This is a genomic window from Variovorax sp. P4_D9, assembly GCF_056401695.1.
On record NZ_JBFUIU010000163.1, the window covers coordinates 1 to 14,141 of the forward strand.

At 69.5% G+C, this 14,141-nt stretch carries 15 protein-coding genes; 10 read left to right on the top strand and 5 right to left on the bottom strand.

Annotated features, from left to right (window positions below; genetic code table 11):
- The 5 genes from mdcG to AC1DY5_RS18745 all read left to right on the top strand — a co-directional run.
- On the top strand, positions 1-342 hold a 342-nt coding region (mdcG, locus tag AC1DY5_RS18725; protein WP_478113694.1), incomplete at its 5' end, for a malonate decarboxylase holo-[acyl-carrier-protein] synthase.
- The gene (gene mdcB / locus AC1DY5_RS18730) at positions 339-1,211 is read left to right on the top strand and encodes a triphosphoribosyl-dephospho-CoA synthase MdcB (RefSeq protein ID WP_478113696.1); all 873 of its coding nucleotides are present in this window, start codon (positions 339-341) and stop codon (positions 1,209-1,211) included. The genes mdcG and mdcB, both read left to right, overlap by 4 nt.
- Positions 1,208-2,113, top strand: a complete 906-nt coding sequence (locus tag AC1DY5_RS18735; protein WP_478113698.1) for a malonate decarboxylase subunit epsilon — start codon at positions 1,208-1,210, stop codon at positions 2,111-2,113. Before mdcB ends, AC1DY5_RS18735 begins: the two co-directional genes overlap by 4 nt.
- An 86-nt stretch (positions 2,114-2,199) precedes the next feature.
- On the top strand, positions 2,200-3,180 hold the full coding sequence (locus AC1DY5_RS18740) for a quinone oxidoreductase family protein (protein ID WP_478113700.1): 981 nt from the start codon (positions 2,200-2,202) through the stop codon (positions 3,178-3,180).
- An 83-nt stretch (positions 3,181-3,263) separates the two neighbouring features.
- On the top strand, positions 3,264-3,521 hold the full coding sequence (locus AC1DY5_RS18745) for a hypothetical protein (protein ID WP_478113702.1): 258 nt from the start codon (positions 3,264-3,266) through the stop codon (positions 3,519-3,521).
- A gap of 1 nt (position 3,522) precedes the next feature.
- Here AC1DY5_RS18745 and AC1DY5_RS18750 read toward each other — a convergent pair whose 3' ends face one another.
- Both AC1DY5_RS18750 and AC1DY5_RS18755 read right to left on the bottom strand, forming a co-directional pair.
- Positions 3,523-4,458, bottom strand: a complete 936-nt coding sequence (locus AC1DY5_RS18750; RefSeq protein WP_478113704.1) for a DUF533 domain-containing protein — start codon at positions 4,456-4,458, stop codon at positions 3,523-3,525.
- A gap of 2 nt (positions 4,459-4,460) precedes the next feature.
- Positions 4,461-5,156: a Bax inhibitor-1 family protein gene (locus AC1DY5_RS18755; RefSeq protein ID WP_478113706.1), complete on the bottom strand. Its 696-nt coding sequence runs from the start codon at positions 5,154-5,156 to the stop codon at positions 4,461-4,463.
- A 131-nt stretch (positions 5,157-5,287) separates the two neighbouring features.
- Here AC1DY5_RS18755 and nhaR point away from each other — a divergent pair, with 131 nt between their 5' ends.
- Both nhaR and AC1DY5_RS18765 read left to right on the top strand, forming a co-directional pair.
- A complete protein-coding gene (gene nhaR, locus AC1DY5_RS18760; RefSeq protein WP_478113707.1) occupies positions 5,288-6,196 on the top strand; it encodes a transcriptional activator NhaR in 909 nt (302 codons plus the stop codon).
- 26 nt (positions 6,197-6,222) lie between these two features.
- Positions 6,223-9,417 (top strand): bifunctional cytochrome P450/NADPH--P450 reductase, encoded by a 3,195-nt coding sequence (locus AC1DY5_RS18765; RefSeq protein ID WP_478113708.1) that lies wholly within the window; start codon positions 6,223-6,225, stop codon positions 9,415-9,417.
- Positions 9,418-9,449: 32 nt separating this feature from the next.
- Here AC1DY5_RS18765 and AC1DY5_RS18770 read toward each other — a convergent pair whose 3' ends face one another.
- The 3 genes from AC1DY5_RS18770 to AC1DY5_RS18780 form a co-directional block, all read right to left on the bottom strand.
- Positions 9,450-9,710 carry a hypothetical protein gene (locus AC1DY5_RS18770; RefSeq protein ID WP_478113710.1) on the bottom strand — a complete coding sequence of 87 codons (261 nt, stop codon included), beginning with the start codon at positions 9,708-9,710 and terminating at the stop codon, positions 9,450-9,452.
- Positions 9,711-9,799: 89 nt separating this feature from the next.
- Complete coding sequence (locus AC1DY5_RS18775) at positions 9,800-10,195, bottom strand: group III truncated hemoglobin (protein ID WP_478113712.1); 396 nt, start codon at positions 10,193-10,195, stop codon at positions 9,800-9,802.
- The gene (locus tag AC1DY5_RS18780) at positions 10,188-11,363 is read right to left on the bottom strand and encodes an NnrS family protein (RefSeq protein ID WP_478113713.1); all 1,176 of its coding nucleotides are present in this window, start codon (positions 11,361-11,363) and stop codon (positions 10,188-10,190) included. The genes AC1DY5_RS18775 and AC1DY5_RS18780 overlap by 8 nt, the downstream gene beginning before the upstream one ends.
- Before the next feature lie 52 nt (positions 11,364-11,415).
- On the opposite strand from AC1DY5_RS18780, the gene AC1DY5_RS18785 reads away from it, so the two are divergent.
- From AC1DY5_RS18785 to AC1DY5_RS18795, 3 genes are all read left to right on the top strand, one after another.
- Positions 11,416-11,961 (top strand): RrF2 family transcriptional regulator, encoded by a 546-nt coding sequence (locus AC1DY5_RS18785; protein ID WP_478113714.1) that lies wholly within the window; start codon positions 11,416-11,418, stop codon positions 11,959-11,961.
- Between the two features lie 55 nt (positions 11,962-12,016).
- On the top strand, positions 12,017-13,141 hold the full coding sequence (locus AC1DY5_RS18790; protein ID WP_478113716.1) for a 3-deoxy-7-phosphoheptulonate synthase: 1,125 nt from the start codon (positions 12,017-12,019) through the stop codon (positions 13,139-13,141).
- Between the two features lie 641 nt (positions 13,142-13,782).
- Positions 13,783-14,141, top strand: a 359-nt coding sequence (locus tag AC1DY5_RS18795; RefSeq protein ID WP_478113718.1) for an ATP-binding cassette domain-containing protein, incomplete at its 3' end; no start/stop codon positions are given.

Here is a 14,141-nt window from a genome sequence, read left to right on the forward strand (position 1 = left end):
CTCCATGCGGGCGCGCGCGTCTACGGCAGCCATGGCTGGCAGTTGCTCAGCGGGCTCGACTACCTGCATGCGGGATCCGACATCGACCTCTGGATCGCGGTCGACGGCGTCGACCATGCCGATGCCGTCGCGCGGCAACTGCAGGATTTCGCCGGCGGCGAGCGCGTGCGGCTCGATGGCGAACTGGTTTTCCCGGACGGCGCCGCGGTCGCCTGGCGCGAATGGCATGCCTGGCGCGGCGGCCGCACGCGCCGGCTGCTGGTCAAGCGGCTGGATGGCGCGACGCTGGCCGAGGCGGAGCCGCCGATCGGGTCTCGTGTGCACAGCGGAGTAGCGGCATGACGGTGGCGCTGTGTCTTCGCGCCTCGCCTGTGCCGTTCGAGCCGGGCCCGGATGCGAACGAGATCGGCCGTGCCGCGGTGCTGGCCCTGCACGACGAGCTGGCACTGGCGCCCAAGCCCGGGCTGGTGTCCTTCGTCGACAGCGGCAGCCATGAGGACATGGACTCCCATACCTTCATGCGCAGCCTGTTCGCGCTGCGCCACTACTTCCCGGCGGTCGTCGAACTGGGCCGCGAAGGCGCTGCGTTCGCCGCGCTCGAGGCCTGTGGCATCGCGGCCGAGCATCGCATGCTGGCCGCCACCGGCGGCATCAACACCCATCGCGGCGCGGTCTTCTCGCTCGGCCTGCTGTGCGCGGCCGCGGGCGCCGTGCTTGCCGATGGCGGTCGCCTGCGGCCGGCGACACTGCGGGCCGCCCTGTGCCGCCATTGGGGCGCAGCGCTCGCCGACCGCGCGCTGCGGGTCCCGACATTGCCCGGCAGTGTCGCGGCGCGCCGTTACGGCCTGCGTAGCGCGTCGCAGGAAGCGGCGCTGGGCTTCCCGGTCATTTTCGAGACGGCCGCGCCGGCGCTGGAGCGTGCGATCGCTCGCGGGCTCACGCCGCAGCAGGCCCGCATCGACACCTTGTTCGCGGTCATGGCGGTGCTGGACGACAGCAACCTGGCCCATCGCGGCGGGCTCGACGGTCTGCGCTTCGCGCAGGCTGCGGCGCGCCGCTTCCTAGACCGCGGCGGCATCGCCGCGCCCCATGGCCTGCAGCAGGCGCGGGCGGTGCACCGCGATTTCGTGGCGCGCCGCCTGTCGCCCGGCGGCGCGGCCGACGCACTGGCCGCGGCCTGCTGGCTGCGGCGGATCTGCTTTTCCCAATGAGCCTGGCGCTGGTCTTCTCGGGCCAGGGCATGCAGCATGCTGCGATGCTGCCGTGGCTGGCGGCCGATGACTCGGTGCGTGCCGTGGCCCGCGTGCTCGGCGAAGACTGGCGGGCGCGGCTGGCCGATCCGGCCTGGGCGGGCCGCAACGCGCATGCGCAGGTCCTGCTGGCCGGCCTCGGCTGCGCGGCCTGGTCGCAGCTCGCGCCGCAGCTGCCCGTGCCGGTTGCGGTCGCCGGCTACAGTGTCGGCGAGCTGGCGGCTTTCGCCGTGGCAGGGGTCTTCGATCCGGCCACTGCGATCGATCTGGCGCGGCAGCGGGCCGCGCTAATGGACCGTGAGGCCGAGAAGGGCGCGGCCGGGTTGCTTGCCATCAGCGGGCTCGCCGGCCCGGCGCTGCAACAACTGTGCGAAGAGGCGGGATTGGCGATCGCGATCCGCAATGGAGTCGACAGCGTCGTGGTCGGCGGCCCGCGGACCGCGCTGGCGGCGGCCGCCGGGACGGCGTCGCGCCTGGGCGCGCGTTGCACGCCGCTCAACGTCCACGTCGCCTCGCACACCCCGTGGATGGCGAAGGCCGCCAGCGACTTCGCGCACGTGGTCTGCGCGCTGCCGTTCGGGGCGCCGACGATCACCTTGTTCAGCGATTTCTCCGGCGGCGTCGTGGGCGCGGAACAAGCGCGCGAGGCGCTCGCCGCGCAGATCGACCACACCGTGCGCTGGGACGAGTGCATGGAGGGCATCGCTGCCAGGCGGGTCTCGTGCGTGCTCGAGATCGGCCCGGGCCAGGCCCTGGCACGCATGTGGAACGAGCGCTTTCCACAGATCCCGGCGCGCTCGGCGGACGAATTCCGCAGCGTGGCGGGAATCGCAGCGTGGGTGGCGCGGGCTACGGCACCTTGAATGCCCGCCCGGATCCCGCTGACCGCGCAGCGGTGGATACTCCAGGACATCCCGCTTTCAAAGCCCGCTTCCAAGGAACCCGCGACATGACCCAGGCACGCGCCGTCCAGCTGCACGAATTCGGTGGCCCCGAAGTAATGAAGCTCGAGCATCTCGACTTGCCCTCGCCCGGTCCCGGCGAGGTGCAGCTGCGCCAGACCGCGATCGGCTTCAACTACATCGATGTCTACCAGCGTTCGGGCAAATACCCGCTGCCGTCGCCGACCGGCCTCGGGCACGAGGCGGCCGRCATCGTCGAGGTGCTGGGCGCGGGCGTCGACGACCTGCAGCCGGGCGACCGCGTGGTCTATATGAACGCGGGCGTGGGTGCCTACGCCGATCGCCGCAATGTGCCGGCGGCCAAGCTGGTGAAGATCCCCTCCGGCATCTCCGAAGAGGACGCGGCGGCGCTGTTCTTCAAGGCCATGACCGCGCAGTACCTGGTCAAGCGCACCTACCTCGTGCAGCCCGGCGATGTGGTGCTGGTGCACGCGGCAGCCGGCGGCGTCGGCCAGATCCTCAGCGGCTGGGCCCGGGCGCTCGGCGCGACCGTCATCGGCACCGCGGGGTCGGCGGCCAAGTGCGAGATCGCGCGCACTGCGGGCTGCCATGCAGCGGTCGACTATTCGCAGGACGACTGGGTATCGCAGGTGATCGTCGCCAGCGGCGGCCGCAAGGCACGGGTGGTCTACGACTCGGTCGGGCGCCACACCTTCATGGCTTCGCTCGACTGCGCCGCGCCCTTCGGCCTGGTGGTGCTCTATGGCGCCGCCTCGGGGCCGGCGCCGGCGATCGAGCCCGAACTGCTGAACAAGAAGGGCTGCCTGTTCCTGACCCGGCCTTCGGTCTTTCCCCACAACGCCGACCCGGCCATTTTCCGCGCCAACGCCGCCGATGTGTTCGACGCGATGGCCGCCGGAGCGGTGCGGGCGGCGATCGGTGCCCGCTTCCGGCTGGAGCAGGCCGCCGATGCGCACCGCTTCGCCGAGAGTCGCGCCGGCACCGGCGCGATCGTGCTGCTGCCCTGACCGGCGCGCTCGTTCTTGCGGAGAGGATGCGCAATAATCATCCCCATGTATTTCGCGAAAAGCGCATCTCGGGGCGGCCGGCCATGAGTTCCAGCGTACCGACTCCGCAGCAACTCGCCGACATCGACGACGACGAACTCCTGCGCCTTGCCGTGAGCTGGCGGGCCCAGGCCTCGCGGGGCGACCGCGAGGCCTTCGGCATCGCCCATGCACTCGAGGTCGAGTGCCGGCGGCGCCTGCGCACCAGCCAGCTGCAGCAGTTGCCGCCCGAGCCGCCGCCCGCTGCGCGGCCCTGGTGGAAGTTCTGGAGCGCCAAGGTCGGCCAGATCTCCGCGCGCTGACTCAATCGCCGCGCACCATCGACAGCACCTGCCGCGCGTCCAGCGTGCGTGCCTTCTCCTGCATCGCAGGCAGGTAGCGCGTCTGCAGGCCCTGGGCTTCCTGCATCACGTCGGCAAACGCGTCCTTGAGCATCTGGGTCGACAGCTTGCGCCCGCCTGCGTAGTAGCGCTTGGCGACGTGGCCCAGCGCGTAGGTGGTGGCGAAGCTCATGCCCGAGCTCACGGCCTGCTTGCCGAGCCCGCCGAGCAGCCCGCCGCCGACCTTGCCCAGCAGTCCGCCCAGCAGCTTGCGGCCGACCTGCTCGAGGTACTGGGAGGTCAGGCCGACGCCGACCGTGGCGACGAAGTCCTTGATGTGGCCGCTGTCCAGCTCGAAGCCGTAGGACTTGCCGACGCGCCAGACCAGCTTCGTCTGCAGCGGGATGATCGCCATGGTCGAGAGCGTCTCAGGCAGCAACTCGAGGGCGCCGTTGAGGATCGCGGCGTTGAGGATCGCCTGGTCGAGTTCGGCCGGGTCGGGCGCAGCGGCCGTCGGCGCCATTGCGGCGCCCGCGGCCACGGGCGCTGCCGCGATCGCCTGCGCCTGCTCAGTGAACCGGGCCGAAGCCGCGGCATCGAGCCCGAGCGATGCGCGCAGCTCGGCCAGGAAGCCGCGCTCGGCCTCCGAGTGCGCGCCGTCGGCATCGCAGACGCAGACCGCCATCTCGTAGGCCAGTTGCTTCGCGCCGCTGCCCTGGAGCTGTCCGGCAACGTCGGCCATCGAGACGCGCTTCATCAGCACGTCCTGGTAGAGCGTCGGCAGGTTGATCGCCTCGGCTTGCGAGAAGCCTTCGGCGATGCGCCTGATTTCTTCGCGTTCGCGCTCGTGCTTGTCGCCGTCGGCGTAGGCCGCCATCAGGCTCAGCGTGACGATCGCGCGGGATTCCTCGGGCGTCATGTTCACTCCTCGCGGCTGCCGCCCAGGCCCAGCAGCATCAGCAGCGACTGGAACACGTTGTACAGGCTCAGGTAGACGCCGAGCGTGGCCGTGATGTAGTTGGTCTCGTGGCCGTCCTTGACGCGCTTGAGGTCGTGCAGGATGAAGGCCGAGAAGATGCCGATGGCCAGCACCGACAGCGTGATCATCAGCGCGCCCGACTGGATGAAGAAGTTGGCGATGCCCGCCACCAGCAGCAGGATGGCGCCGATGAAGAGCCACTTGCCCATCGCCGACAGGTCRCGCTTGATCACGGACGACAGCATGGCCATGCCGAGGAAGACCGCGCCGGTGCCGGCGAAGGCGGTCATCACGAGGCTGGCGCCGTTCTGCATCCCGAGCACAACGCCCAGCATGCGCGACAGCATCAGGCCCATGAAGAAGGTGAAGCCCAGCAGCACCGGCACGCCGGCGGCCGAGTTCTTGGTTTTTTCGATCGCGAACATGAAGCCGAAGGCGCCGGCCAGGAAGACCACCATCGAAATGCCGGGCGACATGGCGCGCGCGATGCCGGTTTCGATGCCGAGCCAGGCGCCGAGCACCGTCGGAACCATCGAGATGGCGAGCAGCCAGTAGGTGTTGCGCAGAACCTGGTTGCGTTCCCGGGCGGCCGGCAACGCCGCGTGCGGCGAGCCGTAGATCTGGATGTTGTCGTTCATTCGGGTGTCCTCTCTAGGTTGATGAACCACGCGTGTACACGCGCATGGGGCCCACTCTAGACCGGGATAGCCTTCGAGAAAAGTCGAATTTTTGACACCATTCGTTCGCGTTTTTCGTAAGATGGACGTCAATGAATTTCAAGCACCTTCACTACTTCTGGGCCGTCGCCAAGGCCGGGGGCATCGTGCGCGCCAGCGAGCAACTACACATCACGCCACAGACGCTGTCGGGGCAGATCAAGCTGCTCGAGGACAGCCTGGGCTGCAGCCTGCTCCAGAAGCGCGGGCGCGGGCTCGAGCTGACGCCCGAGGGACGCACCGCGCTGAGCTATGCCGACCAGATCTTCGCGCTCGGCTCCGAGCTCGAGGCGGCGCTGGGCAGCCGCGGGGAGGGTGCCCGGGCGCTCGATTTCCGGGTCGGCATCGCCGATGCGGTGCCGAAGTCCATCGCCTACCGGCTGCTGGAGCCTGCGCTCGCCATCGCCGAGCCGGTGCGGCTGATCTGCCACGAGGGCAACTTCCGCGACCTGCTCGGCCAGCTGTCGGTGCAGCGCATCGACCTCGTGATCGCCGATGAGCCGATGGGCCGGCAGATCGGCGTCAAGGCCTTCAACCACACGCTGGGCACCACGGCGATGAGCTTCTTCGCCACCGCGGCGCTGCGGCGCACGCTCGAGGGCGAGTTTCCGGACTGCCTCGACCGCGCGCCGATGCTGATCCAGGGCGCTTCGTCGGCGGCGCGGCAGCGGCTCGACCTCTGGCTGGCCGAGCACCGCCTGCGGCCGCGGCCGATCGGCGAGTTCGACGATGCCGCGCTGCTGAAGGCCTTCGGCGGCGAGGGCCGTGGCGTCTTCATGACGCCCGAGGTGCTCGAGGAAGAGACCTGCGCCCAGTATGGCGTCGAGGTGATCGGCCGCGCCGCCGAGCTGATCGAGGAGTTCTTCGCGATATCGGTCGAGCGCCGCATCACGCATCCCTGCGTGGCCGCCATCACGAAAGCGGCGCGCGGGCGCTTCCATCGTCGCCGTGGCTCCGCATAATCGGCCGGCTCCTCCAAGGACCCTCCATGAAGCCCTCTTCCAGCGACAAGCCCCAGGTGCCGCAGCCGCCGCTGAAGCCGATCCTCGGCAATCTCGGCGAGCTCGATTCGAAGGCGCCGATCCAGAGCATGATGCGGCTGGCCGGCATCTATGGGCCGATCTTCAAGCTCACGCTGCTGGGCCGCGACGTCTACGTCGTGAGTTCGCAGGTGCTGGTCAACGAGCTCTGCGACGAGAGCCGCTTCAACAAGCGCGTGCACGGCCCGCTGCAGGAGATCCGGGCCTTCGCCGGCGACGGCCTCTTCACCGCCTACAACAGCGAGCCCAACTGGGCCAAGGCGCACCGGCTGCTGATGCCGGCCTTCGGGCCGCTGGGCGTGCGATCGATGTTCGACCGAATGGTCGATATCGCGCACCAGATGTTCGTGAAGTGGGAGCGCTTCGGCGCCTCGGCCGTGATCGACGTCGCCGACAACATGACGCGGCTGACGCTCGACACCATCGCGCTGTGCGCCTTCGACTACCGCTTCAACAGCTTCTACCAGAACGAGATGCATCCCTTCGTCGCGGCGATGGTCGACGCGCTCGAGGAGGCCGGCCAGCGCGGCCGGCGCCCGAACATGGTGTCGAACCTGATGGTCGGCACTCGGCGCCGCTACGAGGCCGACCAGGCGCTGCTGGCGCGGGTCGCCGAGCAGCTGATCGCCGAGCGGCGCAGCGACCCGCAGGGCGCGGGCAAGAACGACCTGCTCAACGTGATGCTCAACGGCGTCGACCCGGTGAGCGGCGAGAAGCTCTCGGACCAGAACATCCGCTACCAGATGGTCACCTTCCTGATCGCCGGCCACGAGACCACCAGCGGGCTGCTGTCCTTCGCCTGCTATCTGCTGCTCAAGAACCCCGAGGTGATGCTGAAAGCGCGCGCCATCGTCGACCAGGTGCTGGGCGACCAGATGCCGCGCATCGAGCATCTCGCGCAGCTGCGCTACATCGAGCAGATCCTGATTGAGTCGCTGCGGCTGTGGCCGACCGCGCCGGCCTTCGGCGTCAAGCCGATCGCCGACACCTTGCTGGCGGGTCGCTACCCGCTCGCGACCAAGGACACCGTGCTGGTGCTGCAACCGACGCTGCACCGCGACCCGGCGGTCTGGGGTGAGGACGCCGAGGACTTTCGGCCCGAACGCTTCGAGCCGGACAGCGCCGAGAAGCTGCCGCCGAATGCGTGGAAGCCTTTCGGCAACGGTGCCCGGGCCTGCATCGGCCGCCCGTTCGCGATGCAGGAGGCGCAGTTGGTGATCGCGATGATGCTGCAGCGTTTCGACATCGTGATGGACGACCCGTCCTACCAGCTCGAGATCGCCGAGACGCTGACCCTCAAGCCGCACGGCCTCAAGATCCGGGCCCGCAGCCGCGGCACCGGCGGCTTCGCGCTGCGCAGCGCGCTGCCCTCGGTGCCGCAGCGGCTCGTCAGGGACACGGCCGAAGAGGTCGCGCTGCCGGCCGATGCGCCGAAGCTGCTGGTGCTCTACGGCAGCAATACCGGCTCCTGCGAGATGTTCGCGCGGCGCATCGCGGCCGATGCGCCGCGCCAGGGCTATGCGGCGACGGTCGCTACGCTCGACGAGTACGCGGGCGAGCTGAAGGCCGGCACGCCGGTGCTGGTGGTCACGGCCTCCTACGAAGGCCAGGCGCCCGACAACGCGAAGAAGTTCCTGTCGTGGATCGAGGGCTGCACGGCGGGCACGCTCGACGGCGTGCGCTTCGCGGTGCTGGGCTGCGGCAACCGGCAATGGGCGCGCACCTACCAGGCGGTGCCCAAGCGGGTCGACGCGGCACTCGCCGCCGCCGGTGCGCTGCGCTTGCGAGCGCGCGGCGAGGCTGATGCCGGCGGCGATTTCTTCGGCGCCTTCGACGAATGGGCCCACGGCCTGTGGGCCGACCTGGGCACGGCGCTCGGCCGCGCAGTGGCTGACAGTGCGGCCGCGCCGGCCTTCGAGGTCGAGGTTGTCGAGTCGACCCGGGAGCGTGCACTGGCGCTCAACGAACTCGAACTCGGCACCGTCGTCGAGAATCGCGAACTGGTCGACATGCGCGCCGCCGGTGCGCGCTCCAAGCGCCATCTGCAGATTGCGCTGCCGGCAAGCATGCGCTACCGCAGCGGCGACTATCTCGCGGTGCTTCCGCGCAATCCGCAGGCCAGCGTGGCGCGCGCGCTGGCGCGCTTCGGCCTGGCGGGCGATACGCAGATCGTCATCCGCAAGCAGGCCGGCACCGCTTCGGCACTGCCGGGCGACTACCCGATCGCCGCTGCGGAGGTGCTGGCCGGCTATGTGGAACTGGCCCAGCCCGCGACCCGTGCGCAAGTGAGCCAGCTGGCCGAGGCGACCCTGTGCCCGCCCGAACGCAAGGAACTCGAGTGGCTGGCGCAGGAGGAGGCGTATGCGGCCGAAGTGCTCGGCCTGCGGGTCAGCGTGCTTGACCTGCTCGAGCGCACCCCCTCATGCGGGATCGGACTGGCGCGCTTCCTGGCCATGCTGCCGACGCTGCGGGCGCGCCAGTACTCGATCTCGTCGTCGCCGCTGGCCGACGAAGCCGAGGCCAGCCTGACCTTCGCGGTGGTCGACGCGCCCGCGCTGTCGGGACAGGGCGAATTCCAGGGCGTGGCCTCGACCTACCTGGCGGGCTTGAGGGCCGGCGACAAGGTCTCGGTGGCGGTGCGGCCATCGCAGTCGGGCTTCCATCCGCCGGCCGATCCGAGCACGCCGATCGTGATGGTCTGCGCCGGCACCGGCGTCGCGCCCTTTCGCGGCTTCCTGCAGGAACGGGCATGGCAGAAGGCGGCCTGCCGCGAGGTCGGGCCGGCGCTGCTGTTCTTCGGTGTCGGCGACCCCGAGGTCGACTACCTGTACCGGGAGGAGTTCGCTGCCTGGGAGGCGGCGGGCGTGGTCGAGCTCCGGCCGGCCTTTTCGTCACGCCCCGAGGGCGACGTGGTCTTCGTCCAGCACCGGGTCTGGCAGGACCGGGCCGACATCGGTGCCTGGTTCCGCAGGGGGGCGCAGTTCTATGTCTGCGGCGACGGCAAGCAGATGGCGCCGGCGGTACGCGAGACCTTCATCCACATCTACCGGAGCGCGACCGGCAGCGACGCCGAGGCCGCATCAGCCTGGGCCGATCGGATGGAGCACGAGCACGGGCGCTACGTGTCGGATGTGTTCGCCTGAGGTGCGTCGAGCGCCGCCTGCTCCGGGAAGCCTCAGTTCAGCGCGCCCGGAATCGTCATGATTTCCCAGGCGCCGCCGAAGCCGCTCGGCGTCGGGCGTTCGATGGGCGGCTGGAAGCTGGCCAGCACTCGGTTGCCCGCCGCCTGCGCGGATTGGTAGGAGGGCAGCGGCCCGCTGCCCGAGTCGACCACCTGGCAAGGCCCCAGCCGCAACCATCCGCCGGGCCGGACGATCATCCAGTAGTAGTGGCCGGCGATGGGTTCTTCGATGACGAGGGTGAGTTCAGACTTCATGTGCGACGGGGTTTCAAACGCATGTGCTGGCATGGGATTGAATCGAAGGCGCGCGGGCCCGCCAAGGAAAAAGATCACGCCGACGAACCCTATTTGCCCAGGGCAATCCCGAGCGGCGCATCGCGCTTGGCCAGCCCTCGCGACAGGGTGCGGGCGATGCCGGCCGCGATGCGCTGCAGCTCGGCCGCCCGCGCCGGCTCGAACAGGGCCTCGGTGTGCTTCTTCCATACCGCTTGCCAGCGCGCGAACAGCGCAGGATCCAGCCCGTCGATCGCCATGTGGCGGCCGAAGACATCGCCCGTGAAGGAGCGGCTGCCAAGCACCAGCGTGGCCCAGAACTCCACCATCCGGTCTAGGTGCGGCTGCCAGTCCTGCCCGATCGCGCGTTCGAACAGCGGGCCGATCTCGGCGTCCTGCCGCAGCTCGTCGTAGAAGGCATTCACCAGGGCCCGCAGCCGGGCGCGGTCGCTGTCGGCCTCAGCCATCGCGGCCGTCCGCGCGCGTTCTCAGCAGCCAGGGCGCGAAGCGCAGCAGGTAGAGCATGAAAGCCAGGGTCCAGGCAGCGGCGGCGCCGAGCAGCATTGTGGACTGGAGCGACGGCGGCAGCCACGGAACTGTGACCCGCGCCAGAGCCGCCGCCATCACCAGGGCGTAGGCCGCGACCTCGGCGCGAGAGACCTTCAACTCGCGGCCGGTGTGGCCGCGGGCGGTGCGCGTCATCATGCCGATCACCAGGCCACCGACGCAGCCGACGGCCAGCGCATGGACGCCGGCCGGGCTGCCGATCCAGCCGGCCTGGGACGCGGCGAGCAGCCCCAGTCCCAGCGGAAGCCAGGCATAGGACAGGTGCAGCACCCAGAGGATCGGCCGGCCCCGGGCCGCCATCGGCGCCCAGTGGCCCAGGCGCAGCGCCTGCAGCAGGGCCGCGGCCGCCAGCGTCGTGGCACCCGCGATCGGCGCCATGTCCGTGGCCCAGACCGCCAGGCCGAGCGCCGTGCAAGCCACGGCCGCGGGCGACAGCCAGCGCGGCTCGACGATCCTGAGGCCCGGCGTGGCGCTCTGCGTGAAGGCCGGGATCACGCGGCCGGCGACGATCGAAACCAGGACCACGACCAGCGCCAGGCCGGCATGCAGCGCGCGCGTCGGATCGGACCAGGCCACACCGAGCGCGCCCAGGTGAAATCCGGCATTGGCGATCGCCAGGAGCGCCAGGACCACCACCACCTTCAGGTTGCGCCAGTTGCGCGCCCGCAGGATCAACGTGGCGAAGACCGTCGCGGCAGCAACCAGGAACAACGTGTCGACGGCTGCGAACAGCGGCGCCGGCGCTGTCACCGATGCAATGCGGCCGGCCAGCCAGATCAGCCACAGCGCCGCCAGCGGGGCCCCGCGCGGTGTCTGCAAGCCGGTCCAGACCTTGCCGGCGGTCAGCAGGAAGCCGACGATCACGGCCGCGACGAAACCGAATAGCATTTCGTGCGCGTGCCAGTAGACCGGCGGCACCTGGTTCGGCAGCAGCGCAAGGCCGCTCAGCAGGAACGACCACAGGGTCATCCAGGCGATGGAGATTGCCGCCGCGCCCAGGTAAAAGGGCCGGAAGGCGAGCCGCAAGAGGGGCAGGCCCGAAGGGGTTTCAGCCTTTAACATATACATGAGATGTATTTTATAGCCGGGCCACACAAAAGCAATAGGTACAATCAATCTTATGCGCCTGACCCTCTTCACCGACTATTCCCTGCGCGTGCTGCTGGTGCTGGCGACCCGCACCGATTCGCTGGTCACGATCGCCGACTTGTCGCAGGCCTTCGACATCTCGAATGCCCACCTGATGAAGGTCACGCACATGCTGGGCAAGTCGGGCTGGGTCGACACCGTGCGCGGCCGCAATGGCGGCATGCGACTGTCGGCACATCCTTCCAAGCTCAAGATCGGCACCATCGTTCGTCATCTCGAGACCGATTTCGCGCTGGTCGAGTGCTTCGGCGAAGACAACCGCTGCGTGCTGACCGGCGGCTGCGAGCTGGCCGCGGTGCTGGCGCGGGCGATGCAGGCTTTTCTCGACGAGCTCGACCGCTACAGTCTGGCCGACCTGGCGAATGCCAGCCCGGCGCTGATGGTGCTGCCGCTGTGGCAGGAGGTGACGTGGCACGGGAGCGTCAAGCAGCCCAGCATCGAGGTGGTGCCGGGCGTGGCCCAGGCGCTGCTGAGCGAACCGGCGCCCGCGCGGCCGCGCCGCAAGCGTGCCGGCTGAGGGCCCGCGTCGGAGGACAATCGGGGAATATCGCTTGAAACCAACGACCAAGACCATGTCACGCCTCGACGACCCCCTCCACGATGCCGAGATCGGCTCCCGCGACAGCACCCTCGACACCACCCGCATCGACGACGTGCGCATCGGCGCCGTCCGCCCGCTCATGACCCCGGCGCTGCTTCAGGAGCGCGTGCCGGTGCGCGACAACACGCTGGCGCTGGTCGAGGGCAGCCGCGCCGCGATCGCCGACGTGCTGCATGGCCGCGACGACCGCCTGGTGGTGGTGGTCGGCCCGTGCTCGATCCACGACCACGACCAGGCGATCGAGTATGCGCAGCGCCTGAAGGCGGTCGCCGACTCGCTGCAGGACGACCTGCTGATCGTGATGCGCGCCTACTTCGAGAAGCCGCGCACTACCGTGGGCTGGAAGGGCTACATCAACGACCCGCACCTGGACGGCAGCTTCGCGATCAACGAAGGACTTGAGCGGGCGCGGCGCCTGCTGCTCGAACTCACCACGCTGGGCCTGCCGACCGGCACTGAGTTCCTCGACCTGCTGAGCCCGCAGTTCATTGCCGACCTGATCGCCTGGGGCGCCATCGGCGCGCGCACCACCGAGAGCCAGAGCCATCGCCAGCTGGCCTCGGGCCTGAGCTGCCCGGTCGGCTTCAAGAACGGCACTGATGGCAGCGTCAAGGTCGCGGCCGATGCGATCCTCGCGGCGCGTGCGCCGCACGCCTTCATGGGCATGACCAAGATGGGCATGGCGGCGATCTTCGAGACCCGCGGCAACGACGACTGCCACGTGATCCTGCGCGGCGGCAAGGCGCCCAACTATTCCGCCGCCGACGTGGCGGTGAGCTGCGAGGCGCTGCAGGCCAATGGCCTGCGGCCGCAGGTCATGATAGATGTCTCGCACGGCAACAGCAGCAAGCAGCATCAGCGGCAGATCGTGGTTGCCGAAGACGTGGCGTCGCAGATCGCGGGCGGCGAGCAGCGCATCACCGGCATCATGATCGAGAGCCATCTGGAAGAAGGGCGGCAGGACCTGAAACCGGGCGTTGCGCTCCGGCACGGCGTCTCGATCACCGACGCCTGCATCGGCTTCGGGCAGACGGTGCCGGTGCTGGAGGGGCTGGCGAAGGCGGTCAAGGCGCGGCGGCGGGTGGTGAAGGGTTGACCATCGGCCAGTTGAGCAGGGGCCCTTCGATCGGACGCATCAGGGCATCCTGATTTCTTGCTTCGCGCCGGCACGACTGGCAGTCTTCGATGCGGCGGCATGCCATCGGCAGTGCGCCGAAGGATCGCGGCCAGCAACGCGGTGTCTGGAATGGCTGCGATCGATGCGGTGTCAAAGGCCGGAGACAAGGAAACTGCTGGTCGCCTTCGCGGCCGACAACCCTGCCAAGGCCGCGCCTTGGGTACGCATCGCGCAGATCCGTTTCGGCCAGAGCGACTACAGCCTCGCGATCCAGGCGGCCGAGGAGGCTCTCAAGCGGGATCCGTCCAATCGCCAAGCCAAGAGTGTCAACGCCGTTGGCGGGTTGCGGTTGGCGGCCCGTCGCTCGAGGACCTTCGGGCCGATAGCCCCCTGACGGGAGATGCCACCGCCGATGCCCAGCGCCTGGCCAGTATGCTGCGCGAAACGCTCGGTACCCTCGTGCTGCTGCCTGCCGCCGAGACGCCCGCCCGCACATCGGAACCGGCGCGTTGTGCGCGCACCGCTGCCACTGCCGGATCGTTAGCGCCGGCCCGTAGCGGAGGCGTTCGTACGAGGCGATAGCGGCCGTGGAAAGGTGGCGGCGCGGTATCGTCGGAAGAATGAGAACCCCGAATCATCCCGCGATCCTGCAAGTCCAGAACCTCGGCTTCGCCTACTCCGGACAGCCTCCACTCGCCACCGACTGGACTGCATCCATCGGCCCCGGCGTGACGCTCCTGCATGGCGACACCGGCAGCGGCAAGTCCACCCTGCTGCGCGTCCTCGCAGGCACCCTCGCGGCACGCGGGCGACTGGCGCTGAACGGCGTTCGCTTCGACTCGGACGCCGAGGCCTATCGGCGTGGCGTCTTCTTCGTCGATCCTGCCTCCGACGCATTCGACCCGCTCACGGTACGCGCCTGCACGGCCGCGCTGCGCGATGGCGATGCAGGCTTCGACGAGGCGGCGTGGCAGTGGCT

Coding starts and splice junctions, on each gene's coding strand:
- mdcB (WP_478113696.1), top strand. CDS start 339: ATGACGGTGGCGCTGTGTCTTCGCGCCTCGCCTGTGCCGTTCGAGCCG.
- AC1DY5_RS18735 (WP_478113698.1), top strand. CDS start 1,208: ATGAGCCTGGCGCTGGTCTTCTCGGGCCAGGGCATGCAGCATGCTGCG.
- AC1DY5_RS18745 (WP_478113702.1), top strand. CDS start 3,264: ATGAGTTCCAGCGTACCGACTCCGCAGCAACTCGCCGACATCGACGAC.
- AC1DY5_RS18750 (WP_478113704.1), bottom strand. CDS start 4,458: ATGACGCCCGAGGAATCCCGCGCGATCGTCACGCTGAGCCTGATGGCG.
- nhaR (WP_478113707.1), top strand. CDS start 5,288: ATGAATTTCAAGCACCTTCACTACTTCTGGGCCGTCGCCAAGGCCGGG.
- AC1DY5_RS18765 (WP_478113708.1), top strand. CDS start 6,223: ATGAAGCCCTCTTCCAGCGACAAGCCCCAGGTGCCGCAGCCGCCGCTG.
- AC1DY5_RS18770 (WP_478113710.1), bottom strand. CDS start 9,710: ATGAAGTCTGAACTCACCCTCGTCATCGAAGAACCCATCGCCGGCCAC.
- AC1DY5_RS18775 (WP_478113712.1), bottom strand. CDS start 10,195: ATGGCTGAGGCCGACAGCGACCGCGCCCGGCTGCGGGCCCTGGTGAAT.
- AC1DY5_RS18780 (WP_478113713.1), bottom strand. CDS start 11,363: ATGTATATGTTAAAGGCTGAAACCCCTTCGGGCCTGCCCCTCTTGCGG.
- AC1DY5_RS18785 (WP_478113714.1), top strand. CDS start 11,416: ATGCGCCTGACCCTCTTCACCGACTATTCCCTGCGCGTGCTGCTGGTG.
- AC1DY5_RS18790 (WP_478113716.1), top strand. CDS start 12,017: ATGTCACGCCTCGACGACCCCCTCCACGATGCCGAGATCGGCTCCCGC.